The organism is Vibrio sp. TRT 1302 (genome assembly GCF_050113875.1).
In the GTDB taxonomy this organism is placed as follows: Bacteria; Pseudomonadota; Gammaproteobacteria; order Enterobacterales; family Vibrionaceae; genus Vibrio.
Genome location: NZ_JBNJOF010000025.1, coordinates 1 through 24,476 on the forward strand (window position 1 = coordinate 1; position 24,476 = coordinate 24,476).

General features: G+C 44.5%; 23 protein-coding genes and 1 riboswitch. Of the genes, 17 read left to right on the forward strand and 6 right to left on the reverse strand.

Annotated elements, in window-relative coordinates; genetic code table 11:
* Positions 1–493: 493 nt before the first annotated feature.
* From ACQEXP_RS19010 to thiH, 8 genes are all read left to right on the forward strand, one after another.
* Entirely contained in the window at positions 494–1,876 is a 1,383-nt protein-coding gene (locus tag ACQEXP_RS19010) for a multicopper oxidase domain-containing protein (protein ID WP_426971245.1), read from the forward strand.
* A 115-nt stretch (positions 1,877–1,991) separates the two neighbouring features.
* Positions 1,992–2,378, forward strand: a complete 387-nt coding sequence (gene crcB / locus ACQEXP_RS19015) for a fluoride efflux transporter CrcB (RefSeq protein ID WP_269378156.1) — start codon at positions 1,992–1,994, stop codon at positions 2,376–2,378.
* Positions 2,379–2,452: 74 nt separating this feature from the next.
* Positions 2,453–2,551, forward strand: a riboswitch (TPP riboswitch).
* 148 nt (positions 2,552–2,699) lie between these two features.
* Positions 2,700–4,640, forward strand: a complete 1,941-nt coding sequence (gene thiC, locus ACQEXP_RS19020) for a phosphomethylpyrimidine synthase ThiC (protein ID WP_426971246.1) — start codon at positions 2,700–2,702, stop codon at positions 4,638–4,640.
* Positions 4,640–5,974, forward strand: coding sequence for a thiamine phosphate synthase (locus tag ACQEXP_RS19025; protein WP_426971247.1), 1,335 nt, complete (start codon positions 4,640–4,642; stop codon positions 5,972–5,974). The genes thiC and ACQEXP_RS19025 overlap by 1 nt, the downstream gene beginning before the upstream one ends.
* Positions 5,964–6,755 carry a HesA/MoeB/ThiF family protein gene (locus ACQEXP_RS19030; protein ID WP_426971248.1) on the forward strand — a complete coding sequence of 264 codons (792 nt, stop codon included), beginning with the start codon at positions 5,964–5,966 and terminating at the stop codon, positions 6,753–6,755. Before ACQEXP_RS19025 ends, ACQEXP_RS19030 begins: the two co-directional genes overlap by 11 nt.
* Positions 6,752–7,015: a sulfur carrier protein ThiS gene (gene thiS, locus ACQEXP_RS19035; RefSeq protein ID WP_426971249.1), complete on the forward strand. Its 264-nt coding sequence runs from the start codon at positions 6,752–6,754 to the stop codon at positions 7,013–7,015. Before ACQEXP_RS19030 ends, thiS begins: the two co-directional genes overlap by 4 nt.
* Before the next feature lie 4 nt (positions 7,016–7,019).
* Complete coding sequence (locus ACQEXP_RS19040) at positions 7,020–7,790, forward strand: thiazole synthase (protein WP_426971250.1); 771 nt, start codon at positions 7,020–7,022, stop codon at positions 7,788–7,790.
* 19 nt (positions 7,791–7,809) lie between these two features.
* Positions 7,810–8,931 (forward strand): 2-iminoacetate synthase ThiH, encoded by a 1,122-nt coding sequence (gene thiH / locus ACQEXP_RS19045; protein ID WP_426971251.1) that lies wholly within the window; start codon positions 7,810–7,812, stop codon positions 8,929–8,931.
* Positions 8,932–9,021: 90 nt separating this feature from the next.
* On the opposite strand, the gene ACQEXP_RS19050 is transcribed toward thiH, so the two are convergent.
* Complete coding sequence (locus ACQEXP_RS19050; RefSeq protein WP_426971252.1) at positions 9,022–10,812, reverse strand: aminopeptidase P family protein; 1,791 nt, start codon at positions 10,810–10,812, stop codon at positions 9,022–9,024.
* 100 nt (positions 10,813–10,912) lie between these two features.
* Positions 10,913–11,854 (reverse strand): LysR substrate-binding domain-containing protein, encoded by a 942-nt coding sequence (locus tag ACQEXP_RS19055; protein ID WP_269378148.1) that lies wholly within the window; start codon positions 11,852–11,854, stop codon positions 10,913–10,915.
* Between the two features lie 105 nt (positions 11,855–11,959).
* On the opposite strand from ACQEXP_RS19055, the gene ACQEXP_RS19060 reads away from it, so the two are divergent.
* The gene (locus ACQEXP_RS19060; protein ID WP_426971253.1) at positions 11,960–13,153 is read left to right on the forward strand and encodes a multidrug effflux MFS transporter; all 1,194 of its coding nucleotides are present in this window, start codon (positions 11,960–11,962) and stop codon (positions 13,151–13,153) included.
* Between the two features lie 84 nt (positions 13,154–13,237).
* Positions 13,238–13,522 carry a hypothetical protein gene (locus ACQEXP_RS19065; protein ID WP_138973681.1) on the forward strand — a complete coding sequence of 95 codons (285 nt, stop codon included), beginning with the start codon at positions 13,238–13,240 and terminating at the stop codon, positions 13,520–13,522.
* Positions 13,523–13,562: 40 nt separating this feature from the next.
* Here ACQEXP_RS19065 and asnC read toward each other — a convergent pair whose 3' ends face one another.
* Positions 13,563–14,027 (reverse strand): transcriptional regulator AsnC, encoded by a 465-nt coding sequence (gene asnC / locus ACQEXP_RS19070; protein ID WP_138973682.1) that lies wholly within the window; start codon positions 14,025–14,027, stop codon positions 13,563–13,565.
* A 102-nt stretch (positions 14,028–14,129) separates the two neighbouring features.
* Between asnC and ACQEXP_RS19075 the strand changes: the two genes are divergently transcribed.
* The 3 genes from ACQEXP_RS19075 (at position 14,130) to ACQEXP_RS19085 (ending at position 18,779) form a co-directional block, all read left to right on the forward strand.
* Positions 14,130–17,267, forward strand: coding sequence for an ABC transporter substrate binding protein (locus tag ACQEXP_RS19075; protein WP_426971254.1), 3,138 nt, complete (start codon positions 14,130–14,132; stop codon positions 17,265–17,267).
* 62 nt (positions 17,268–17,329) lie between these two features.
* Positions 17,330–18,109, forward strand: coding sequence for a class I SAM-dependent methyltransferase (locus ACQEXP_RS19080; RefSeq protein WP_426971255.1), 780 nt, complete (start codon positions 17,330–17,332; stop codon positions 18,107–18,109).
* Between the two features lie 100 nt (positions 18,110–18,209).
* Entirely contained in the window at positions 18,210–18,779 is a 570-nt protein-coding gene (locus ACQEXP_RS19085) for a hypothetical protein (protein ID WP_269378144.1), read from the forward strand.
* Positions 18,780–18,843: 64 nt separating this feature from the next.
* Here the strand turns inward: ACQEXP_RS19085 and ACQEXP_RS19090 are convergent, their stop codons facing one another.
* Positions 18,844–19,725: a carboxylate/amino acid/amine transporter gene (locus tag ACQEXP_RS19090; RefSeq protein ID WP_426971256.1), complete on the reverse strand. Its 882-nt coding sequence runs from the start codon at positions 19,723–19,725 to the stop codon at positions 18,844–18,846.
* A 56-nt stretch (positions 19,726–19,781) separates the two neighbouring features.
* Positions 19,782–20,207 carry a universal stress protein UspA gene (gene uspA, locus ACQEXP_RS19095; RefSeq protein WP_269378142.1) on the reverse strand — a complete coding sequence of 142 codons (426 nt, stop codon included), beginning with the start codon at positions 20,205–20,207 and terminating at the stop codon, positions 19,782–19,784.
* Positions 20,208–20,363: 156 nt separating this feature from the next.
* Here uspA and ftnA point away from each other — a divergent pair, with 156 nt between their 5' ends.
* The 4 genes from ftnA to ACQEXP_RS19115 all read left to right on the forward strand — a co-directional run bounded on the left by ftnA (position 20,364) and on the right by ACQEXP_RS19115 (position 23,497).
* On the forward strand, positions 20,364–20,891 hold the full coding sequence (ftnA, locus tag ACQEXP_RS19100; protein ID WP_138973687.1) for a non-heme ferritin: 528 nt from the start codon (positions 20,364–20,366) through the stop codon (positions 20,889–20,891).
* Between the two features lie 69 nt (positions 20,892–20,960).
* On the forward strand, positions 20,961–21,284 hold the full coding sequence (gene uspB / locus ACQEXP_RS19105; protein WP_269378141.1) for a universal stress protein UspB: 324 nt from the start codon (positions 20,961–20,963) through the stop codon (positions 21,282–21,284).
* 106 nt (positions 21,285–21,390) lie between these two features.
* Entirely contained in the window at positions 21,391–22,584 is a 1,194-nt protein-coding gene (locus ACQEXP_RS19110) for an NAD(P)/FAD-dependent oxidoreductase (RefSeq protein ID WP_138973689.1), read from the forward strand.
* An 88-nt stretch (positions 22,585–22,672) separates the two neighbouring features.
* Positions 22,673–23,497, forward strand: a complete 825-nt coding sequence (locus ACQEXP_RS19115; protein ID WP_269378140.1) for an HDOD domain-containing protein — start codon at positions 22,673–22,675, stop codon at positions 23,495–23,497.
* A 31-nt stretch (positions 23,498–23,528) separates the two neighbouring features.
* Here the strand turns inward: ACQEXP_RS19115 and ACQEXP_RS19120 are convergent, their stop codons facing one another.
* Positions 23,529–24,434: a DMT family transporter gene (locus ACQEXP_RS19120; protein ID WP_426971257.1), complete on the reverse strand. Its 906-nt coding sequence runs from the start codon at positions 24,432–24,434 to the stop codon at positions 23,529–23,531.
* Positions 24,435–24,476 lie beyond the last annotated feature (42 nt).

Genomic DNA, 24,476 nt, shown 5'->3' on the forward strand with positions numbered 1-24,476 from the left:
AGCAGCGGATTCCAAATCCGCGTGTTGGGAGTTCGAATCTCTCCACCCCTGCCATACTTAAGAAGGCTCTAGTCGAATGACTAGAGCCTTTTTGTTTTCTAATGCTTGTATCGACAAAGCAGCGGATTCCGCCGATACCAAAAAACGTGCGTGCCGAGAGTTCGAATCTCTCCACCCCTGCCATTCTTAAGAAGGCTCCAGTCGAATGACTAGAGCCTTTTTTGCTTTCTCATGCTTGTATCGACAAAGCAGCGGATTCCGCCGATACCAAAAAAACACGCGTGTTGGGAGTTCAAATCTCCCCCCCTGCCATACTTAAGAAGGCTCTAGTCGAATGACTAGAGCCTTTTTGTTTTCTGATATTTGTATCTGCAAACTTGATACTAAATGCGTAGTGTTTATCTGATAAATATTTGAAAGTTGGCATTGTATTGAGAATTATTCTTATTAGTCTGATATCTTATATCTCATCAGGATCACTAAGGCTTCAACTATGGAAATCTCTCGTCGTACGTTTCTCAAATCTTCATTGGCATTCTCAGCTCTTTCTGTTCTTCCGGCTTGTACACTAATTGAGTCTCGGGATGAGCAAGGTAATTATGTCTATGATTTGACCGCTGAGCCTTCTGTAGCTGAGCTAGTTCCCGGTTATCAGACTCAGGTGTTAGGGTTTAACGGCCAGATTCCAGCACCGACACTTAGATGTCGCCAAGGTCAAGAGGTGACAATACGCTTCACTAATAAATTGTCCGAACCTACCACCATTCATTGGCATGGTTTGCGTATCCCAATTGAAATGGATGGCGTTCCTTTTTTGAGTCAACCACCAATCATGCCCGGCGAAACATTCGAATATCGCTTTACTCCGCCTGATGCGGGTACCTTTTGGTACCATCCACATATGAACAGTGTTAAGCAATTAGGTATGGGGCTAGTTGGACTGATTATTGTTGAAGAACAACAGCCTGTTATGTTCGATGAAGAGCGTGAACTGATGCTCAAACACTGGCATTTAGATCGGGAAGGGCAGTGGAAGGACCTAATGATCCCTCGCTTGAGTGCGCGTATGGGAACACCTGGCGAATGGAGTAGCGTTAATGGTGTTCATGAACCAGAATACACGCTCAAGGCTAACGCGACGACTCGATTACGAATTGCCAATGTCGACAATACAATAACCTATCCTATAGCAATAGAAGGCGTTGATGCATGGGTAGTTGCTATTGATGGTAACCCTATTAGAACGCCCTATAAGCTATCTCAGCACAAGATTGGACCCGGAATGAGGGTTGATGTTGCCTTTATCGCTCCAGTGGCTGGAGAGCGTATTTTTGTACGTCAGATGAAAGGACGTTTTCCATTTCCTCTCTGTTCCTTTTCGGTGATCGAATCTGATCTGCCAGATCAGTCAGAGATCCCCGTGATTCCCTTGAACCCTATTCCTAAGCTTGATCTTACCAATGCAGAGTTGATTGATTTTGTATTTGAGTGGGAGGGCGCGGTAACGCCTGTAGGTAAGAATGGGAAGTCGATTCCCAAGTTCTGGTTGACCAATAAGCGTGCCTGGGAGGGTATGAGCAAAGATAATATTCCCGCTCCATTAGCGACGCTTGAGCTTGGTAAAACTTATATCTTTAATCTTAAAAATGTCACTCAGTACCATCATCCCATTCATATTCACGGTCACACATTTACAGTTCTCGAGTTAGACGGAAAGAAAGTTGATATCCCTTTCCACACTGACACTGTGTTGCTGGGTAAGAATGGAAGTGCGAAGGCGGCTTTCGTTGCGGATAATCCAGGACGCTGGATGTACCACTGCCACGTTATCGAGCATATGAAAACGGGTTTGATGGGATATATTGAAGTTAAGTGACACCTGTAACTTTTTAAATTTCAAACTTTGTTTGATGTAAGATGCTATGAATTTTGGTCGATTATTTATCGATGATCGATACAATATCAACCAGAAGATAGTTTTTGGGGGAGTTATGGGTCAGCTTTCTATTCTTGGTTTTATCGCAGTGGGTGGTGCCTTTGGTGCTTGCTCGCGTTATTTGATATCCGAGTTGTGTATCATGTTGTTTGGTCGAGGCTTTCCATACGGTACGTTAACCGTTAATGTGGTGGGCTCTTTTATTATGGGCTTGCTGATTGCAGCGTTTGAGAATGAGCTTCTTGCACCAGAGCCGTGGAGACAGATTATCGGTCTTGGCTTCTTAGGTGCCTTGACGACGTTTTCTACCTTCTCGATGGATAACGTTTTACTCATGCAGCAAGGCGCATTTTTCAAGATGGGGCTGAACGTATTGCTCAATGTCGTGTTGAGTATCTCTGCTGCTTGGGTAGGATTTCATCTACTAGTCAAAAGTTCGTAGTTATTTTTTGTTCATTTTTTTAACATTTTTTGCACAGGTCGGCTTGGTTTAACCAAGCCGATTTTATATACTCGCTTTACTTGTCGGAGTGCCATAAGGCTGAGACCGTTAATTCGGGATCCGTTGAACCTGATCAGATTAGTATCTGCGAAGGGAACAAGAGAAGATACCTTAACCAGTATCAAACTGGTTAATATCAAATATCGATTCTGTAAACAGTCATACTTTTAGCACTGTTTTCGATACCTCTTGTCGCATCTTTCCGCCAAGCATTTTTATCCAAAATCTTTTTATCTAGAATAACAAGCAAGGAAAAATGCTATGTCGAGTCGCAAACAAGCGAGACTGGAAGCTAAACAATTCATCGATACGTTGTCTGTTCAACCGTATCCTAATTCACAGAAAGTGTACGTAGAGGGCTCTCGTCCTGACATTCAGGTCCCAATGCGAGAAATCACGCTGTCTGATAGCCTAATCGGTGGCACTAAAGAATCCCCTATATTTGAGCCCAATGAGCCTGTACGCGTTTATGACACTTCTGGTGTCTATACCGATCCAAGCCACGAAATAGATCTGTATAACGGACTCCCTAAGCTTAGAGAAACTTGGATCGAAGAGCGTAGCGACACTGAAATTCTTGATGATGTCAGTTCGGTTTATACAAAGCAGCGATTAGCAGACGAAACGTTAGATGACCTTCGTTACGGGAATCTACCTAGAATTCGACGCGCGAAATCGGGTCACTGTGTGACTCAGCTGCACTATGCTCGTAAAGGATTAATTACTCCTGAGATGGAGTACATCGCTTTGCGCGAGAATATGGGACGCGCCAAGTATCGTGATGAAGTGCTTAATCAACAGCATCCTGGTCAAAGTTTCGGTGCTAACTTGCCCAACGACATTACCGCTGAGTTTGTTCGCAATGAAGTTGCTCAGGGGCGCGCAATAATTCCATCTAACATCAACCATCCAGAGTCTGAGCCTATGATTATTGGCCGAAACTTTCTAGTTAAGGTCAACGCAAATATTGGTAACTCATCGGTTACATCGTCTATCGAGGAGGAGGTTGAGAAGCTGGTGTGGGCCACTCGTTGGGGTGGCGATACGGTTATGGATCTCTCAACAGGGCGGAATATACACGAAACACGTGAGTGGATATTGCGTAATAGTCCAGTGCCAATTGGTACGGTTCCTATGTATCAGGCTCTTGAAAAAGTGAACGGTATTGCCGAAAACCTTAACTGGGAGGTGATGCGCGATACGCTGATCGAGCAAGCGGAGCAAGGTGTTGATTACTTTACTATTCATGCCGGACTTCTTCTTCGATATGTTCCAATGACGGCCAAACGAGTTACAGGTATCGTTTCGCGAGGCGGTTCCATTATCGCCAAATGGTGTCTAGCTCATCATCAAGAAAGTTTCCTCTACACGAACTTTAGAGAGATATGCGAGATCTGTGCGAAGTATGACGTCGCGCTATCGTTAGGTGATGGTCTTCGCCCTGGCTCAGTTGCTGATGCAAACGATGAAGCTCAGTTTGCTGAGTTACGCACGCTTGGTGAACTCACCAAGATAGCTTGGGAATACGATGTTCAGGTCATTATTGAGGGGCCTGGCCATGTTCCAATGCATATGATCAAGGAGAATATGGATCAGCAGCTAGAACACTGTCATGAAGCCCCTTTTTATACACTTGGACCGCTTACAACTGATATCGCTCCAGGCTATGACCACATTACCTCTGGTATTGGGGCTGCGATGATAGGTTGGTATGGCTGTGCAATGCTTTGTTATGTGACGCCAAAAGAACATCTTGGTTTGCCTAACAAAGAAGACGTTAAAACGGGGATGATTACCTACAAGCTTGCCGCACACGCGGCAGATTTAGCTAAAGGGCATCCTGGTGCCCAAGTTCGTGATAATGCTTTGTCAAAAGCTCGCTTTGAGTTCCGTTGGGAAGATCAATTTAACCTAGCGCTAGACCCAGATACGGCGCGTGCTTTCCATGATGAGACTCTGCCACAAGAGTCAGGCAAAGTTGCCCATTTCTGTTCAATGTGTGGTCCTAAGTTCTGTTCCATGAAGATCTCACAGGAAGTTCGTGAGTATGCTAAAGACACCGAACAGGTAGCAGCAGATCAAGCTATATCGATAAAAATGCTCGGTGATCCGCTGGAAGGAATGCGTCAAAAATCGGCAGAATTTCGTTCTACAGGTTCAGAGTTGTACCATCCTGCCGTTCAGCCAGAGGTAGCCGAGTAGTGATGAAAATCCTTATACCTGCGTCATGTATAGCAATGACGGGGAATGTTCAGCAATGTCTATTGTTGGCTAGAGAACAAGGATTTGATATCGAGTGTATTGAGTTGGGCGTTAGCCCAACTCTACATATCCAACTTGTTCGCGACCAACATATCACTCACATCAGTACAGACTTAATATCTAAGCATGATGGTCAAGTGCTTCTAGATTACGTTCTTTACTATCATGGTTCGATTGATATTGAGAGATACCTAGAGCAACCCAATAACTCTATTTTTATCGATGTAGAAGATGCTGAGCAAGGCGATGTAAGTTGCATACCATCGCAGCTCGATGTCTGGCGGCATCCAGACACAGGGGAGGTACGGGCACTTTCCGCTGCGCCTTCGCTCTTGTTTAGTCCCAAAACGCATTTTGTGTGGGTGGTGACACTACTTGCTCTGGACTTTCCTATTGAAGACGCACTGACATTAGCCAGAGCAATGTTGGCTTCCTCTGATGATGTTTCACGTGAAACACTTTCCAATCCAAGAATCGGGTTCAACAAAACATGGCCAAATTCCTATGCTCATTTTCCTGTACCTGTTTTAAATGATTCAAGACTTGGTATTGATGTGGCTTGGTCGAATGCAAATCAAGCCTTATCTTTTCCATGGTTATCGAAGTTAGCGTTGGGTCTATATCCTGTTGTTGACAGTGTTGAATGGATAGAGCGTTTACTAGAGTTAGGCGTGAAGACGATTCAGCTGCGAATTAAAGATCCACATCGGCATGATTTGGAGCAGCAAATAGAACGAGCTGTAGCGCTTGGTCGCCAGCACAACGCTCAGGTGTTTATCAATGACTATTGGCAGTTGGCGATAAAGCACGGTGCCTTTGGTGTTCATCTTGGACAAGAAGATATAGAGCAGTCCAACCTAGATCTATTGAGAGAAGCCGGACTATGTCTTGGGCTGTCGACACATGGATATTATGAGTTGTTACGTATAGCGCAGATTTATCCAAGTTATATCGCCTTAGGACATATATTCCCAACAACGACAAAGCAAATGCCTTCATTACCACAAGGATTGGTTCGATTGGCTCTATACCAGCAATTGATCGATACCATTCCTTATCATGGGAACCAAGGGCTTCCTACTGTAGCGATTGGTGGTATTAATCAAACAAATGCGCATCAAGTTTGGCAGTGTGGGGTTTCCAGTCTCGCGGTAGTCAGAGCAATCACTGAAGCTGACTCAATAGAACAGGCGATAGAGTTTTTTCAACAAGTAATGAGTAAGCACAGCGTTCGAGACAAAAACAATTCAGAGGAACTTACACATGCTAAGTGATGAAGAATTTGTTAGATATCAGCGCCAAATCGCCTTACCTGAGTTTGCTGAACTAGGGCAGCAGGCGTTATCGGAAGCACACGTGTTAATCATTGGTTGTGGTGGATTAGGGAGTGCTGCGAGTCTATATCTATCCGGCGCAGGGGTAGGAAAGATAGTAATTGTCGATGATGATGTGGTCGATCCGAGTAACTTGCATCGTCAAGTCATATATCGGGAGCAGGACGTCAATAGACCAAAGGTCATCGCGACTCAAACGCAAATTAGAGCGTTGAATTCTAACGTTGCTATTAGGGCGATCAATAGACGATTAGATGGTCGGCAATTGAGTCTCGAGGTCATGCTTGCTGATGTCGTTTTGGATTGTAGCGACAACATGACAACTCGACAGATGACCAACCAAGCTTGTATTGAACAGCGCAAACCTCTGATCACGGCCGCGGCAATAGGATGGAAAGGACAGTTTTCTGTATTCGATTATCGTAATTCCGACTCCGAAAATGGCTGTTATCGCTGTTTGTTCCCGTTCGACGAGCTTACACTTCCGGTTAGGTGCAGCGATAGCGGAGTGCTGGGGCCAGTAGTTGGAACAATGGGTAACTATCAAGCCATCGCGGCAATTCAGCTTTTCGCTACCGGTAAGTTTCACTTTCAGTCCGCTACCTTACATCTATTTGATGGGTTAAAGCTTGCTTGGCAAACCTTATCGATAAACAGAGATAGTCAATGTTCTGCTTGTGGGTCGTTAAGTCAGTCTAAAGTTCCAGAGGTGCAAATATGAGTACATCAAATAAAGTTTCGGTGTCGTCTGATTCGCTTGATAGTACCAGTAGTTCGACGATAACCGTTGAGATCAATTCAATTCCGCAGCTTGTACCTTTTGGCTGTAACCTAGAAAACATAGTGACCCAGTTTGCCATTACTGATTCTGGGTACGTATTTGCGATCAATAATCAGGTTGTGCCACGCAGTGACTGGAGTAATACCATTCTCATTGAGGGAGACAGCATCTCTCTATTTCAAGCTATAGCAGGGGGCTGAATCAATGCTTAAAATTGCCGACAAACAATTTAAATCTCGTCTGTTTACCGGAACAGGGAAGTTCGCTAATAGTGAGTTGATGGTAAAAGCTATTGAGGCATCTTGCTCTGAGTTAGCCACTATGGCTCTTAAGCGTGTTGATGTTAACGATAAGCAAGATAATATCTTGCAGCCACTAATCAATGCAGGTGTTAACTTACTTCCGAACACCTCTGGTGCAAAAACCGCAAAGGACGCAATCTTCGCAGCTCATTTAGCGAGGGAAGCTCTAGGAACCAACTGGCTTAAGTTGGAAATCCATCCTGATCCTAAGTACCTAATGCCAGACCCGATTGAGACGTTGCTTGCAGCTGAACAACTCGTTAAAGATGGTTTTATAGTTCTACCTTACTGCCATGCTGATCCAGTGTTATGTAAACGCCTTGAGGAAGTAGGGTGTGCTGCTGTTATGCCTCTTGGAGCGCCAATCGGCAGCAACAAAGGAGTTGTGTCCCGCGACTTTCTCGAGATCATTATTGACCAAGCGAATGTACCCGTTGTTGTCGATGCAGGTATTGGTGCGCCATCTCATGCTGCACTCGCGATGGAAATGGGTGCAGATGCCGTGCTTGTAAACACAGCGATTGCGGCATCTACTCATCCTGTAGAGATGGCGATAGCATTCAAATTTGCCGTCGAATCTGGCCGCATGGCATATGAAGCAGGACTCGCAGGAAAAGCAAACCATGCGATTGCATCTAGTCCTCTCACATCATTTCTCGATCAACTGTCATAAACAGCAGTGAGGAGATCGTATGAGTTTTGTTGAACAGTACAAAAAATACAATTGGCATGATATTTCGATGTCGATCTATGCCAAAACTGCCAAAGACGTTGAGAATGCTTTGACTAAGAGCCGACGAGACTTGGAAGATTTTAAAGCGCTAATCTCTCCAGCAGCAGAGCCCTATCTTGAGCAAATGGCCCAACTGTCATATTCAGCGACACGTACACGCTTTGGTAACACGATGTCGCTTTATATACCGCTCTATCTTTCAAACTTATGTGCCAATGCTTGTACGTATTGTGGATTTTCTATGGAGAATCGCATTAAACGTCGCACATTGAATAAGCCAGAAATCGAGGCAGAAGTCGAGGCGATAAAGCGTATGAAGTTTGACAATGTTCTGCTGGTAACTGGTGAGCATGAGACTAAGGTAGGTATGAATTACTTTAGGGAGATGGTGCCACTAATAAAGCAGCGCTTTAACTACTTAGCTATGGAGGTTCAGCCATTACAGGAGCATCAATACGCAGAGCTTAAAACGCTCGGTTTAGATGCGGTCATGGTCTATCAGGAAACTTATAACGCTTCCACTTATGCCAAACATCATTTGCGCGGCAATAAAATGGATTTTGAGTTTAGGCTGGATACGCCAGATAGATTAGCTAAGGCTGGTATCGACAAAATTGGCATCGGAGCTCTAATTGGTTTGGATGAGTGGCGCACGGATTGTTTTTACGTTGCAGCACATCTCGACTATCTCGAGCGGACGTATTGGCAATCACGTTACTCTATTTCTTTCCCTCGGCTGAGACCATGTGAGGGGGGAGAAAGCTCCGTTGTGCCGAAATCTGTGATGAGCGATAAACAGTTAGTCCAGCTCATTTGCGCATATCGACTGCTCAACCCTGAAGTTGAGTTGTCACTTTCTACCAGAGAGTCACCTCAGTTTAGAGACAATGTTTTATCGCTTGGTATTACGAGTATGTCAGCGGCATCAAAAACTCAGCCTGGGGGATACGCTTCAAATGACGCGGAGCTTGAACAGTTTGAGATTAGTGATGAGAGAAGCGCGAATTCAATTGAAACAATGATTAGGTCGAAAGGTTTAGATCCGGTGTGGCGAGATTGGCATTCTGCATACTCTGGTTAGAGTGTTTCACGTGAAACATCGCCATAGAGTTGATTAATAATAAAAGGCTCTCCGGTCGGAGAGCCTTTTTTATAAGTATAAGAACTTACTCTATGAATGGGTCAGAGGCTGAGTCGCGTTCTTTAGCCACTCTTTGACGTCGCCTTCGACCAGTGGGTTGATATCATTCCACACTTTTTGGTGGTAGTCGTTTAGCCACGCGAGTTCTGGACGCGTCAGCATATCAACATTGATGTTTCTGATATCAATTGGGCAACGTGTTAGCGATTCAAAACTGAGTACAGGGAAGTCGCCTTTAGTCGGTGTTTCGACGACAAGCTCTAGGTTCTCAATTCGGATACCGAATGCATCAGCGCGGTAGTAACCTGGCTCATTAGACAAAACCATACCTTGAGTGAGAGGCACATCAATTTGCTTTTTAGATATGCTAGCAGGTCCTTCATGAACACTGAGGAAATGCCCTACGCCGTGTCCAGTACCATGGTCATAGTCGTAGCCTTCGGCCCATAAGTGCTGACGAGCTAGAGTATCAATCTGGTATCCTCGAGTACCTTTAGGGAAACGAGCGCGAGCGACACCAATGTGACCTTTTAATGCAAGCGTGAACTGCTTAATCATTTCGTCGCTAGGTTTTCCGATAGCAATGGTACGCGTAATGTCTGTGGTGCCATCGAGATATTGACCGCCAGAATCAACCAAGTAAAGACTGTCTAGTTGAAGTTCTCCAGGCTCAGGTTGATTCTCATGGTTGTAGTGACACATTGCGGCATTGCTGCCGGCTGCAGAAATAGTGTCAAAGCTAAGATCCATGAGTGTCGGATCTTGTTTTCTGAATTGCTCAAGTTTGTCGGACAGTACTGCTTCATTGTGAAGACTTCCCGCCGCTACTTCTGAATCTAGCCAGCTCAAGAACTTACACATCGCGACGCCATCTCTAACGTGGCAAGCTTTCATTCCTGAAATTTCGACTTCGTTCTTCGATGCTTTAGGCCTTAGACAAGGATCGGCAGCATTTATGACTGACGCACCGCTGTTTTGCAGAATCAGTTTGAACCAAGCGTTGCTGGTTGCTGGATCGAGTAGCACTTTTTTACCCGCAAGCGCTTCGATCTGTGCCTTGAGTGAATCTGGGTGATGGACGGTTACACCATTACCAACATGTTCAGAGAAGTTGCTAGGTAGACGTGCTGGGTCAAGGAAGAACTCGACACTCGCATCGTCATGAAGAATCGCGTGAGATAGCAAAACAGGCAAGCGTGAGACATCAAGACCACGTACGTTCAATAACCAGCAAATTGAGTCCAATGCGGTTATCACAGCGGCGTGACCTCCTGCCTTTGCAACCAAATGAGCGATCTCTTGACGCTTACTCTCACTAGATTGACCAACAGCTTCTGTCGTCATCAGTCTTACATCCGAAATGACGGGGGCAGGACGATCATGCCACAACTGGTCAATCGGGTTGCTTTGCAAAATATTGAGCTCCAGCTTTCCTGCAAGTTTTGCTTGAGCTGAATCTAACCAAGCTGAGTTATGCATACGTGGATCGATCGCGACTGAACATCCTGTTTCAAGATGTTCTAGGATCCAATCAAGAGCAGGCTCTTCAATTAAGTGGCGATATTCGAACAGTGTTGATGGAACCTGTTTTGTTACTTGAACCGTGTAGCGGCCATCAACGAAAATAGCGGCATTGTGTTGAGTAATGACAGCAACACCGGCAGAACCTGTAAATCCAGTCAGCCAGTGGAGACGCTCATTGTGAGCGGGAACGTACTCGCCAAGGTATTCGTCTTCATGTGGGACAAGCAGGGCGTCTAAATTATTCTGTGCGAGCCATTCGCGAATAGCAGCCAAACGCTGTTCTGTAGTCGTAAGCATCTGTGGTAATCCTTCATTATTGTCTAGTTGTCCGTGTCAACGTTTAAGCGTGCAGTTGGACGATGAGAATAAGCTACTCTTTTTACCGTCAGCCTGCAAATTATCTAAGAGCGGTGGTTTTATCCCGAATGATTTGTCGTAGCCAAGATAATGCAGGGTCATTTTCTCTATCACGGTGCCAGAACAGCGTATATGCCATCGGAGGAAATTCCATCGGTAAAGGTAGGACAGTCAAGTCTAGTTGCTTTGAGGCTAGCTTTACGAAATGACTCGGTGCGGTAAATACGAAGTCTGTGTAAGAACATAAGCTTGCCGCACTGTTAAAGTCAGGTACGGTAATCGCGATATCGCGCTCTTTGCCGATGTCGGCTAATCGATAGTCAAGTAACCATCTTTCGTTGCCATCACAGCGAACTTGAACGTGGCGCTGAGCCAAAAAGTTATCGAGGTTCCAAATTTGCCCCAGAGCCGGATGCTCTTTTCGGACTAAACACATTTGGTTATCACGGTATATTTCCTGCTCGCAAATGTCGCTAGGCGGCAGCATGGTGAGTTTTGCATCATTGATGTCGATATCTTTCCCAGTAATGCCTAAGTCAATTTCACCCCGCTGTATTTGGCGAAATGTATCGTCAGACCAAGCATGAGTACTGATAGTGACGCCCGGTGCACGGTTAAATATCTGAGGAAGGAAGTGGGGTAAGATCAGTGGGTAAACACTTTCGACTGCGGCAATCTGGTAGCGATAATCACTCGAGCTAGGCGAAAACTCTTCAGGTTGTGTTAGCTGTTCTAATTGATTTATTAGTATCTCAAGCTTGGGCTTAAGAAACAGCGCCTTAGGTGTTGGTTTTAGGCCATGGGCGTGACGCACGAACAGAGGGTCATCAAACTGTGTCCTAAGCTTGGCAAGATTCTTACTGACAGCAGATTGGCTAAGGCACAATCGGTGCGCTGCGCGAGTAACATTAAGTTCCTCAATTAACACGCGCAAACAGACCAGTAAATTCAGATCAAGACGAGCAAGTTTCTCTATATTCATTAGAAATTCTCAGAAGGAATAACTTTGATGACAATACGTCATTAGCAGGCATATCTAGTTTAGCCTACTATACAGGCAATTTCATCATGCGCAGCGGAGATACAAGTGCAGACGGCAACCTCAACCAACCCAACCAAGCAACAGCTAATGCTTCTTACATTACTTGTTCTGTTTAGCCCCTTAGCTATCGATATTTATTTGCCTGCTCTGCCATTAATTTCGTCAACGTTCCACGTGGAACATGCGTTAGCGCAAGATACGATTACTTGGTTCTTGTTTGCTATGGGCGTCGGTCAGCTATTTGCAGGTCCTTTAGCGGACAAACTAGGACGTCGAACTGTTGCATTGGGAGGAGTAAGTATCTATGCGGTCAGTGCTTTATTGGCGTGGAGTGCTCAAAATATCGAATGGATGCTGGTCTCTCGTTTGCTACAAGGCTTAGGTGCGTGTGCGACATCGGTAGCAGCCTTTGCAACAGTTCGCGACATCTTTGGTCCACAAAAAAGTGGCAAAATGATTAGTTACTTAAATGGTGCGATCTGCTTTATCCCTGCGCTTGCCCCAATACTCGGTAGTTGGTTAACACAGCAATTTGGTTGGCGATCGAATTTTAGCTTTATGGCAGGCTTTGCGGTAGTCGTCTTGGTGATGCTATGGATTGGGCTAAAAGAGACTAACCCACAAATGAGTAAAGATCCGGTATTCAAACTTAATCGCTATCTTGATGTCGTGCGTACACCGTCATTCTTGTTTCACGCAACTCTTTGTATGTTAGCGATGGCGGTCATTCTCGGCTATGTAACATCGGCTCCCGTAGTACTGATGGAGAATCTTGGCCTTAGTATGAATGAGTTCACCATGTGGTTTGGTATTAATGCGGCAATCAATATTGTGGCTTGTATGAGTGCGCCAAAATTTATGGATAGATTTGGAACGCATATGGCACTGACTGTCGGCATTGTAACTTTGGTAATTGCTGGTGTGGTGATGATGCTTCTGAAAGGTCAAGCGACAGCGATGGCGTTTATGCTACCAATCTTTATGTCTTCGATTGGTTTTGCATGGATTCTTGGCGCAGCCGCTGGTAAAGCGCTTGCCCCATTTGGCGATAAAGCGGGTACAGCAGCAGCGCTGCTGGGACTATTTCAAATGAGCGGTTCGGGTTTAGTCGTAGGTACCGTGCAGCGCCTAGGTATGGAACCACAAATTATGATCGCAACCTTAATGCTTATTGTCACACCTGCACTTGCTATTCTATGGTCAAGAACAGGCCGTTACTGGCACCATGCAGTGGCGTAATCTTACGAGACGCGCTTTGATAATTAAATAAAACGTTGTATATTTGTGCTTCTTTATATCGGTATGTGTGGATAAATCGCTACGATGTCAATGACAACCTATGAGATGGCTCGAGTTCTGGAACAATTGGAAGATTCTCCAGAAAAAATAATGTTTGGTAAATTGTTGAGTGAATTGGGTAACCAAAGTGGCGAGCGCATCCGTAGTGCGGCGAAACAGGTTCCGCTTCCTATTCTGCGAGATATGGTTTACCAGTTTCAGCAGGTGATTGAGTCACGCAAAGGTGAGCAGGTTGAATCACTGGCTAAACAGATTGCAGATCAAGGTATTTCTGTTGAAGATCTTAAGAGTTACCTTGCCTCAAAGTAATAAGATAAAAAATTGATAAAACTCGCTTCGGCGAGTTTTTTTATGGGTTAACGTTTCGGTTGATTGGGTTTTGTAGAGAGATCAAAGTCTCGGTAGATTGAACTTCATCAATGGCTTGTAGCTTATCAATCAGAACATACTGCAACTCTTCAATAGAGCGGCACATTAATTTTACGAAAATGTTGTAGGCACCTGTGGTGTAGTAAGCTTCAACAACTTCCTCTAACGCATTCAGTTTTTCAAGTGCGGAGTGATAATCTCGAGCCGCATTAAGATTGATACCGATAAAACAACACACGTCATATCCCAACTTTTTGGTATCAACGATCACTTCGGTTCCCTGTATGATATCAGCCGATTTCATCTTTTCGATACGGACGTGAATGGTTGCAGGGCTCACTTCAAACTGCTTGGCCATTTCTGCATAAGGAGTACGTGCATCTTCCATAAGGGTTTTTAGGATTGCCTTATCTAGGTCATCCAGTTTGATGTTGTTAGCCTGCATGTAACCCCTTGTAATTCTCGTAAATGTTACGACCTTAGTACAAACTATCACCAGTGGTGATACAATAGTAAATATAATTTTTTGGTTCTGAGACACATTTTAGTGCGTTTTTGTCTATTCCTTCTAGCGATAATTTTGAGTTCGTTTTCCCAGGCGCATGATCAAGATGTGCTGGTTGTGCATTCCTACCATCAGGGCTTTTTTTGGACTGACGCTTTTCAAAGTGGTTTAGATAGCCAATTGAAGGACTCTGGCATCCCAACACGGGTTCTCTACCTCGATAGTAAGCGTATACAAAGTGATACTTACTTTGAACGTTTGTATCAACTGTACAAAACCAAATTCGAACAAGAGACATTTAGAGCGATCATTGTTAGTGATAACAACGCATTAGCATTAATGAATCGACTTGCCAGCGAATTAGGCGATATACCGGTTATTTTTGGTGGTATCAACAACTACACCCCCAATCTACATGAGAACCTAAATGCGACTGGGATTGCTGAAGATATCGATATCGATAGCAACATATCTCTGATCGAGCGAATTCAACCACAAGTAAAGCTCATTCATATCGTTAGTGATCACTCGGTCAGCGGCGCAGGGATTCGAAAACAGGTTGGGATGTTTCTTGCTAATTACCCCCATTATCGAGATCGAATTGTTTCCTACATTCCAGACACTTATGAGCAGCTTCTTGAACATGTGTCTAAGTTAAGTCGCCAAGATAGCATTCTCTTCTCGATCTATGATCGTGAGATTGACGGTCAACTTGTCGCAGAGCACGACAAATGGAAACGACTTAATGAAGTATCAAAAGCGCCGGTTTATATGGTGCACGATCTTGCACTGGGCTATGGCGCCGTTGGGGGCGTGGTTCAAAGTGGTTTTCTGCATGGACAACAAGCGGCCAAACTTTTAGTGGGCGCCTTAAATAACCCTACTGAGCCTTTGCCAAGCGTCAAACTGGGTACTCCTGACATCAAACTTGACTACCAAGCGATGATGAAATGGGGCTTGGGAGCCGAAGGTGAATCGGACTCTTCATTGTTCAATAAACCGCAGAACTTTACCGATAGGTATGCCAAAGAACTTAAAGTGGTCGGCAGTCTGACTATCTTCCTGTCAATCGTCATCATGGTACTGATTTACTATTTGAGTCGCATAAAACGCAGTGAACAGATGGCAAAAGAGAGTCAGACATTGATCGAAATGGTGTTTGACCAAAGTTATCATTTTATCGGTGTTTTAGACGCTGACGGTTGCATTACATCGAGCAATAGTAAGCTTCAGGAGCTTCTCTACCATCAGGACTTTAGTGTCGATAGACCTATTTGGCAGCACCGACATTGGGAAGTAGAAGCAGCAAAGCAGTTACAGCAGTTTTTCAGACAAACATCCAATGACTCCGTAGCGCAGTTTGAAGCAGAGATTTGGCATGCTGAGCACGGTTCTATGGTTTTGGAAGTTGCGCTTAAACCTATTCCGTCTCCTCAAGGAGGCAAACAATTCTTACTTGAAGCTCGCGATATAACGGCAAGGAAAATCACCGAAGAGCGTCTCTATCAAAGAGAGGCGAATCTAAGTCACTACTATGATCAGCAACCTGTAATGATGTTGACGTTGGATGAGCAGAATCGTGTTCAACAAGTTAACCAATTTGCCGAACAACTGCTTGGTTATAAGTCGGATCAGATTTTGGGTCATCGTCTAAGAGAGTTCTATTTTAATCAGGATGCTCTCATTCCTAGACAAGTATTATTGCAACCTAAGCAGGCAATAAAGGGCGTGTGGCGCCGTGATATCGAATATCGACATGCTGACGGTCATACCGTCTGGGTTAGGGAAAATATTAGACCCTTGGTTGAGTCTGGACACATTCTGATCGTCGGGGAAGATGTCACTGAAACGCGTAAATTGTCAGAACAGCTTCAGTATCAAGCGCAACATGATTTGCTTACCGGAACCTATAGCCGCAACTATTTTGAGAGAGAATTAGAGAAGGCTCTGGGTGAAGTAGAAAGTTATACCCGCACTCATGCCATGCTGTACATCGACCTCGATCAGCTCAAAGTTCTCAATGATACTGCTGGCCATGAGGCTGGTGATGCCGCGATTCAGTTTTGTGCCAGCATGTTGGAAGAGGTATTACCATACAACAGCATTTTAGCTCGTATGGGAGGAGATGAGTTCGCTATCTTGCTAAGAGATTGCACAGAACTAGATGTTAAGAAAGTAGCCGACACTATTATTACCACTCTCAGTGAGCATGCCTTTGTTTGGGAAGATATCCGTCTTAATCTCAACTGCTCTATTGGTATTCGCTTGATTGACCACACTGCGTCTTCTCCGCAAATGGTCCATGCTCAAGCGGATACAGCCTGTCACGTCGCCAAAGAAGAGGGCAGGAATCGCTACAGCATGTACTGTCTCGACGATAAGGAGTTGCGTCGTCGGGAGCAGGAAATGGAGAGCGTCAATCTGGTTCATGAAGCGTTGGCGAACCAGCGCATTGAACTGTTTGCCCAGCGAATACTTGATTTAACAGGTGAAGAGCAGGGCATGCATTTCGAAATTCTAATTCGAATTAAAAACGCCGATGGGGAGTATATCTCTCCTGGTATCTTCATGCCGGCATCAGAGCGATACAATATTGCTCACCTCCTTGATAAACAGGTTGTGACACAAGCGCTAGATTGGCTGTCTGCGCACCCTGAAGCGCTCAAGGAACTCACTACCTGTGCGATCAATCTTTCTGGTCACTCTATGGGCAACAAGGAGTTTATCGCTTTCTTGCTGGATAAACTGACGCAATCAGATGTACCTTGCGACAAAATCTGCTTAGAGATTACCGAAACTGCCGCCATGAGTAATATGAATCAAGCGATAGAGTTTTTTACGCAGTTAAAAGCGTTGGGGTGCCAAATTGCTCTCGATGACTTTGGCTCAGGTCTATCGTCGTTCGGATATCTGAAGAAGCTACCCGTCGATATCGTCAAGATTGACGGGATATTTGTTCGAGATATTGATGTGAATGAAATGGACCACCTAATGGTGCGATCGATTAATGATTTGGCGCGTCAGATGGGCAAAAAAACGGTTGCTGAATTTGTCGAGAATACCCACATCATTGAACAACTTATGGAGTTGGGCGTTGATTATGCTCAGGGATACATCATTGGCAAACCTAAGCCACTGCCGGAGTTAGTGGAAGAGCTAATGGCGATAGAGAAAACTTAGTACCCGTATTGAAAATCCAGTACACTGCGCACTCTTATCGTAACAACATTTTGGAGCACTTCGTGCAACTACAACTTCAATGTGAAGACCAGACTCAAACTGAGCGGTTTGTAGAGCTTACTCAACGCTGGGGATTGACTCACAGTGATGACAGTCCGTTTGCTTTAGTTCTGACTGAGCATAGGCTTGAGCTGCGTAAACTCGATGAGCCCAAACTTGGTGCGATATATGTGGATTTAGCGGGTGGTGCAGTGGCACACCGACGTAAGTTTGGTGGTGGCAAGGGACAAGCTATTGCTAAAGCAGCAGGATTAAACAAAGGCAGCACGCCAACCGTACTTGATGGTACCGCTGGCCTTGGCCGCGATGCGTTTGTATTGGCGTCATTAGGCTGTAAGGTTCAAATGGTTGAGCGTCATCCGGTTGTCGCAGCGCTCTTAGATGATGGTCTTGAGCGAGCTAAGCAAGACTCAGAAATCGGCGATTGGGTCAGTGAACGTATGTCATTACTTCATGCTTCGAGCCATGATGCGCTTGAACAATTGGCGGCTGATCCTAACTTTGTTAAACCTGACGTGGTGTATTTGGATCCCATGTATCCTCACCCTGAAAACAAAAAAAAGAGTGCACTGGTAAAAAAAGAGATGCGAGTTTTTCAGTCTCTAGTTGGGGCAGACCTCGACGCTGATGGTTTGTTAGAGCCTGCCTTAGCCCTTGCTACTAAAAGGGTTGTAGTGAAAAGACCGGACTACGCAAACTGGCTGAATGATAAGAAACCAGCGATGGCGATTGAAACGAAAAAGAACCGATTTGATGTTTATGTCAATGCATCAATGACTTAGCAAACGCTGTTTTAATTCTGCGATGTTTGCGCTTGCTTATTATTGATTAAATGGTTATATCTTACTAAGAACTATTCGTATTCTTAGCTGGAGTGGTGGCGTGACTAAACGTCTTTGTAAGATGAACCGTAAACAAATCGCTGATAGCTTAGGTGAAATTCACCGCTTGGTGAGCGATACCAAGTATGTCTGCCGTTCATGTGCTCGCTCTTCATCATCGAAAGCCTCGCTTTGTAAACCATCGGCAATTCCTCCGAAATCTTGTCAAAATCAGCCTATTGAGCAACAAAAAAACTGCGCTTTACTGGCTGAAGCTTTGCCGAAGACACCTAAAGTTATCCCTTCACCAGACAAGGCTCAAGCGATAAGAAAGGTTGTCGAGCGTGTCAAAGAGAAGGTGGCACAACCTCAACCGTCAATACACCATCAACAAACGGAAGTTATGTTGCCCAAACTGGGTGATTTACCTAGTAAGCGAGTGATTAAGCGCGCGAAGAAAACACTCAAAAAATACTACAAGCAACAAAAGAAGCTGCTTAAATTGGCTAAGAAGCAACAAAAACTGCTCAAAAAGCAGCAAAAGCTCGAGACAAAATTGCCGAACACGTTGGCCTTAGCGGCAACCATTTCGGAAATGCGGGATGTTGTAAGTGGTTCTAACATCCACTAAATGAACAATAAAAAACGCTCTCCACAAGGAGAGCGTTTTTTATGTACGAGGCATTATAAAGAGATCAATCTAGCTCTTGATGACTTTGCTGCACTTTTCTCTTTACCCAAGTTTCATTGACCCACAATGAAAGCAAAATGATCGCACCGCCAATACTGAGTTGAGTGACATCAACATCTCTGTTCCAAATAACGATGTTTACGATAAGACCTGCGGGTACTAGGGCATTATTCATGATCGCAAGAGCGCCAGCATTGACCATGGTTGCGCCTTTATTCCAAGCAAAATAGCCAAGACCTGAAGCAATAAGACCCAAGTAAATTAATACGCCCCACTGAGTGTTAGTTGTTGGCATTTTTTCGATATTACCCATAAGAGCAAAAGCGACAGTTGCAACGCACAATGCCCCCAGATAGAAGTAACCAAAGATGGTGTGTTGAGGAAGTTCTACCTGATATTTTTCCATCAGGTACTTGTAACCAACCTGTCCAATAGCGAAACAGATATTCGCTCCTTGCACGACCAAGAAACCAACAACAAAATTCTCATTTACGCCAGCAAACTTAATAAAAGCAGCTCCAGCAACGGCGATAACGGCAGTCACTAGGTACCATGGAGAGAAGCGTCTCTTCAGGAGGTCGTAAATAATTGTCACGTAAATAGGAGTGAAGACAGTAAACAGCAATACTTCTGGTACAGAAAGCAACAAGAAAGATTGATAGTAGAAGCAATACATCAGGCCGAGCTGGAAGCCGCCGATGACCATTAGACGAACGATTAGACCTTTGTCGACACCTCTAAATCGTAAGAATGGCAAGAAGACGAGGCTGGCCAGTGCCACTCGCATCAATACAGAAAACCAAGAATCAACCTGACCAGCAAGATAGACGCCGATCAGGCTAAAAGAGAAAGCCCACAATAAAGTGACCGCGGATAAATACCCCATAACTAAGACTCATTATCAAAAATTATCGGGCAGTTTATACCAATATTTACTATCAATCAGTCTTTAAGTGGTACTACCAACATATCAACAGGAGAACAGTTGATTAGCTGACGAGTCGAAGAGAGCAGTTTGCTCCAGAAGTCTTGGTGATGACCACAGACGACTAGGTCAATATTAAACTCATTGATTGTATCGCACAGCTCATTACTCAAATCACCACTACCGACTAAGGTATGCTTAATCGGGTAATTGGCGTGTTCTGCCAGCTCTTGAAGTTGTTTTTGAGATGCTTCGATTGCCTGATGTTGAGTCTCAGCTAGGTTGATATCAATTAAGCCTGTGTAGAGCTCTGCGTAGTTCACATCGATATGGATAAATGAAACCACAGCATCAAGAGGCTTGGCCAGAGATACCGCTTTATCGACCAAAAGCTTGCTGTCTTCCGAGAGATCAATGGCGACCAAAATATGTTGATAACTCATAGTGCTATCTCCTTGTAAGGGTGTTGATTAAAGATTAGCACCTCAGATTGATAAATTTTGCAGGAGTGATCTCAGATCCACATTTGCTATGCAAAGTGTTAAGGTGATGAACATGATATAGTCAATTTAACTTCATAGACTTAGTAGGAGTGGTACATGCTTTCTCAAGCAATGGTTGATCAATTGAATGAGCAAATTAATCTCGAATTTTTCTCATCCAATCTATACTTACAAATGAGTGCTTGGTGTGAAGACAAAGGATTCGAAGGTGCGGCTGAATTTTTACGTAAGCACGCTGTAGAAGAAATGGAGCACATGCAACGTCTTTTCACTTACGTAAGTGAAACAGGATCAATGCCGATTCTGGGTGCTATTGAAGCACCTAAGCACGAGTTCAATAGCCTAGGAGATGTATTCCGCGAAACTTTTGAGCATGAGCAAATGATTACTGAAAAAATCAATAAGCTCGCTCATCTTGCGTTTACATCACAAGACTATTCAACGTTCAACTTCTTGCAGTGGTACGTGGCTGAGCAGCACGAGGAAGAGAAGTTATTTAAAGGGATTTTAGATAAGTTAGATCTTGTTGGTGAAGATGGTAAAGCGCTGTTCTTTATCGATAAAGATTTAGCAGCTTTGGCAAAAGAAGGTTCATCTTCAATAATGGATGCCCCTGCTGAGTAATCAGCGAAAGACACTCTAGTTTAGGTCGTCTTTTTCTCTGGGCATTTTAGAAGATGTAGGGAGGAAAAGATGATCAATGCCGACACAATTCTATTTGCATTATTGATGGTGACGCTGGTGAACATGGTTCGCTATCTTACCGCGCTGCGCTCACTCATTTACATTATGCGAGAGGCTCATCCTTTGCTTTACCAGCAAGTGGATGGCAATGGCTTCTTTACTACCCACGGTAATGTCACTAAGCAAGTTCGTTTATTTCACTACCTCAAGAGTAAAGAGTACCATCACCATCATGATGAAGTGTTTACAGGTAAGTGCGATAGAGTACGAGAGCTGTTCATCTTGTCGACCTCTCTGCTAGGTGTCACCTTGCTCGCTGCGATGATTCTCTGAGTGTTGAATTGGCATTCAAAGTAAATATCGCTAAAATAACCTTTCAAATTGCTAAGGATGTGCATAATGCACATCCTTTTTTATTGGTTTAAATGAGTAGCTATTCATGACGGAAAAGTTTGACGTTGTCATCATCGGAGCTGGCGCTGCGGGGCTAATGTGTGCGGCGGAAGCTGGGAAGCGTGGCCGTAAGACACTAGTGCTCGATCATGCTAAAAAGCCAGGTCGTAAAATTCTTATTGCTGGTGGCGGTCGATGTAATTTTACTAATTACGATGTGTCAGCGAATAACTACCTGTGCCAAAACCCTCACTTCGTTAAATCGGCGTTATCTCAATATACCAATTGGGATTTTATTTCCATGGTCAGCAAACATGGTATTGAGTTTGAAGAGCGCGATCATGGTCAGCTATTTTGCGTTGGTGACTACACGTCAAAAGACATAGTGAAAATGCTGCTTGCTGAATGCGATTTACCATCGATTACACAACGCTATCAGCAAGATGTTCACCAAATTGAGAAAACCGAGCATGGTTTTGTATTGCATGCCAACACCAATGTGATTGAGTGCCAATCGTTAGTTATTGCAACGGGCGGACTTTCTATGCCTAAGCTGGGCGCGACACCGTTTGGATACAAGATTGCGGAACAGTTTGGCCTAGAGGTTATCTCAACCACAGCAGGTCTTGTGCCGTTTACTCTGCACAAAGAAGATAAAGAAGCATTTGCTGAGTTATCTGGAATTGCTGTTCCTGCCGAGATCACTGCTCAAGATGGCACAATGTTCAAGGAAGCGCTGCTATTTACTCACCGTGGATTGTCAGGTCCTTCTGTATTGCAGATCTCTTCATTCTGGAAGGCAGGAGAAAAGGTGACGATTAACCTAGTGCCTGAAGCGGATATAGATGAACTGCTACAACGTTCACTTGAGAAGCACCCAAATCAGACACTAAAGAATACTCTGGCGAAGGTGTTACCTAAGCGCTTAGTTGAAGTGCTCATCGATAGAAAAGTACTGCAAGATAAGCCGCTTAAACAATTTAACACCAAGCAACTTGGTGAGATCACCCATACCTTGGAAAACTGGCAGGTAATGCCTAATGGAACTGAAGGCTATCGAACCGCGGAAGTGACGCTGGGGGGCGTGGACACCAATCATCTTTCTTCAAAAACAATGGAGTGTAAGCAAATCAAAGGTTTGTACTTTATTGGCGAAGTAATGGATGTAACAGGGTGGCTCGGCGGCTATAACTTCCAGTGGTGCTGGAGCTCCGGCTTTGTGGCCGGTCAGTGGGTGTAATTTTCGTGAAGTAAATATGAATAGAGTTCACTCGTAGGTACTACACTTATCCTATAAAAAAGTGAAGGGTAGCGAAGGAGTGAACTCTATGAGCCAAGAAGCACTGATATCTCGTATAAATGAATTACCTCGTATCGAAAGTGTTTTGCAAGAACTGCTCGAGATGGTCAACCGTGACTCAATCGACTTTAGTGAGCTTGCACATAAAATGGCTATGGATCAGGTGCTGCTGGCTCGTGTGTTGAGGATGGCAAACTCGGCTCAGTTTGGAGGCGTTAAAGGTACCTCCAATATTAATGATGCAATAGTTCGTATCGGTATCGGAGCCATTCGTAATCTTATCTCATCTTCTATTTTGGCTTCTAGCTTTCCAAAAATAGAAACGCTCAACATCAAAGACTACTGGGCTGGCACGTTTGAAGTGGCCACTATCGCCAGTACCATCGCAAAAGATATCAAACTCGATCCCAATGAAGCGTTCACAACGGGTATTTTGCATAACATCGGCGAGTTAATGATTCACACATTAGAACCGGAAAAAGCCGTTGCGATTAGTCAGCGTGTCGCAAATGGAGAAAATGCGGCTTTGGTACAGAGGGAAGTGCTTGGTGTTGATGCTCAGCAGCTTGGGGCAGTCTTGGCTGAAAGTTGGAAGTTTCCAAATGAGTTGGTGGATGCGATAGCCAATGTTAATCACCCTGCCAAAGCGGTTGAATCCAAACGACTCGCTTGTCTGATGTACTTAGCTCGTGATGCTCATCAGCGTTGGGACGCGATGTTTGAAGAACATGAAAAGCAACGCTACTTGGCGAATAGCAAAGCGGCTCAAGCTCTGCAGGTTTCGCCAGAGCTGGCGTCCAAAATTGATAAAGTGCGTGGTCAGGGAAGCGAACTCGCCTATCAATTGTTCTAAATAGATAGGCGAATGATTTATTGCGAACTGGTTAGATGGCTTGTTTACTAAGATCCTTTTTGCCAAATCTGATCTGTTGGATCACCAAGCCCACAATAATTAACACCAACCCGATGAGAGTCGATGGATGAATCTGCTCTCCGATAATGCTTGCCAGTAGCATCAATGAGATAAAAGGTGAGGCGAAAATTAGGTTGCTAATACGCGCCGTATTTTGCGTGAGTTTCAATGCACTTAGCCATAAGACGAAAGTAACACCCATTTCAAAAAGACCCACATAGGTCACTGCAAACCATCCTTGAGTCGATATCTGTGCAAAGGAAAGGCCTTCATACAGGGTTAAACCAATAGCACAAGGGATTGCGACGAGAAAACCTAATAGCACGCCAACAATAGGATCCGCTTTGTTTTTGGTATTGAGAATCCAGTAGCTTGCCCACAATAGAGTCGAAAGTAGTGCTAAACCAACGCCAAGTGGGCTATCAAAATTCAAACCGAGAACATCGCCTTTAGTGGCAATCACAATGACTCCAAGATAGCTAAAGGTACAGGCAAGCCAATCTTGCTTACGAATCTTTTGTCCCAAAAAAGCAGCGGCCATCAGAGTGAGAGTAATCGCCCAGCTGTAATTGATTGCCTGTGCTTGAGATGCGGGCAACAAATCATAGGCCTTGAACAAAATAATGTAGTAGGCCAAAGGGTTTATCAGGCCAAGTAGTATGTAGTACCAAGGGTTAGAGAGGAACGTGCTTGGTAATAGTTTGAGCTTACCTTGAACGGTACATATGACCAAAAGCGCAATGGCAGAGACAATGCTTGCGATGGTAAGCATTTGAATTGGAGAGAGCTCTGCCAGAGTGAGTTTGAAAGCAGTGGCTACCGTTGACCAGAGGAGTACAGCCGATAAACCTAATCCTAAAGCGCGACGCTCGTTCATGATGTTCCTTAATAAAACCAATGACTTGCATATCGTTAGCCA

Coding starts and splice junctions, on each gene's coding strand:
- ACQEXP_RS19010 (WP_426971245.1), top strand. CDS start 494: ATGGAAATCTCTCGTCGTACGTTTCTCAAATCTTCATTGGCATTCTCA.
- crcB (WP_269378156.1), top strand. CDS start 1,992: ATGGGTCAGCTTTCTATTCTTGGTTTTATCGCAGTGGGTGGTGCCTTT.
- thiC (WP_426971246.1), top strand. CDS start 2,700: ATGTCGAGTCGCAAACAAGCGAGACTGGAAGCTAAACAATTCATCGAT.
- ACQEXP_RS19030 (WP_426971248.1), top strand. CDS start 5,964: ATGCTAAGTGATGAAGAATTTGTTAGATATCAGCGCCAAATCGCCTTA.
- thiS (WP_426971249.1), top strand. CDS start 6,752: ATGAGTACATCAAATAAAGTTTCGGTGTCGTCTGATTCGCTTGATAGT.
- ACQEXP_RS19040 (WP_426971250.1), top strand. CDS start 7,020: ATGCTTAAAATTGCCGACAAACAATTTAAATCTCGTCTGTTTACCGGA.
- thiH (WP_426971251.1), top strand. CDS start 7,810: ATGAGTTTTGTTGAACAGTACAAAAAATACAATTGGCATGATATTTCG.
- ACQEXP_RS19050 (WP_426971252.1), bottom strand. CDS start 10,812: ATGCTTACGACTACAGAACAGCGTTTGGCTGCTATTCGCGAATGGCTC.
- ACQEXP_RS19055 (WP_269378148.1), bottom strand. CDS start 11,854: ATGAATATAGAGAAACTTGCTCGTCTTGATCTGAATTTACTGGTCTGT.
- ACQEXP_RS19065 (WP_138973681.1), top strand. CDS start 13,238: ATGTCAATGACAACCTATGAGATGGCTCGAGTTCTGGAACAATTGGAA.
- asnC (WP_138973682.1), bottom strand. CDS start 14,027: ATGCAGGCTAACAACATCAAACTGGATGACCTAGATAAGGCAATCCTA.
- ACQEXP_RS19090 (WP_426971256.1), bottom strand. CDS start 19,725: ATGGGGTATTTATCCGCGGTCACTTTATTGTGGGCTTTCTCTTTTAGC.
- uspA (WP_269378142.1), bottom strand. CDS start 20,207: ATGAGTTATCAACATATTTTGGTCGCCATTGATCTCTCGGAAGACAGC.
- ftnA (WP_138973687.1), top strand. CDS start 20,364: ATGCTTTCTCAAGCAATGGTTGATCAATTGAATGAGCAAATTAATCTC.
- uspB (WP_269378141.1), top strand. CDS start 20,961: ATGATCAATGCCGACACAATTCTATTTGCATTATTGATGGTGACGCTG.
- ACQEXP_RS19110 (WP_138973689.1), top strand. CDS start 21,391: ATGACGGAAAAGTTTGACGTTGTCATCATCGGAGCTGGCGCTGCGGGG.
- ACQEXP_RS19115 (WP_269378140.1), top strand. CDS start 22,673: ATGAGCCAAGAAGCACTGATATCTCGTATAAATGAATTACCTCGTATC.
- ACQEXP_RS19120 (WP_426971257.1), bottom strand. CDS start 24,434: ATGAACGAGCGTCGCGCTTTAGGATTAGGTTTATCGGCTGTACTCCTC.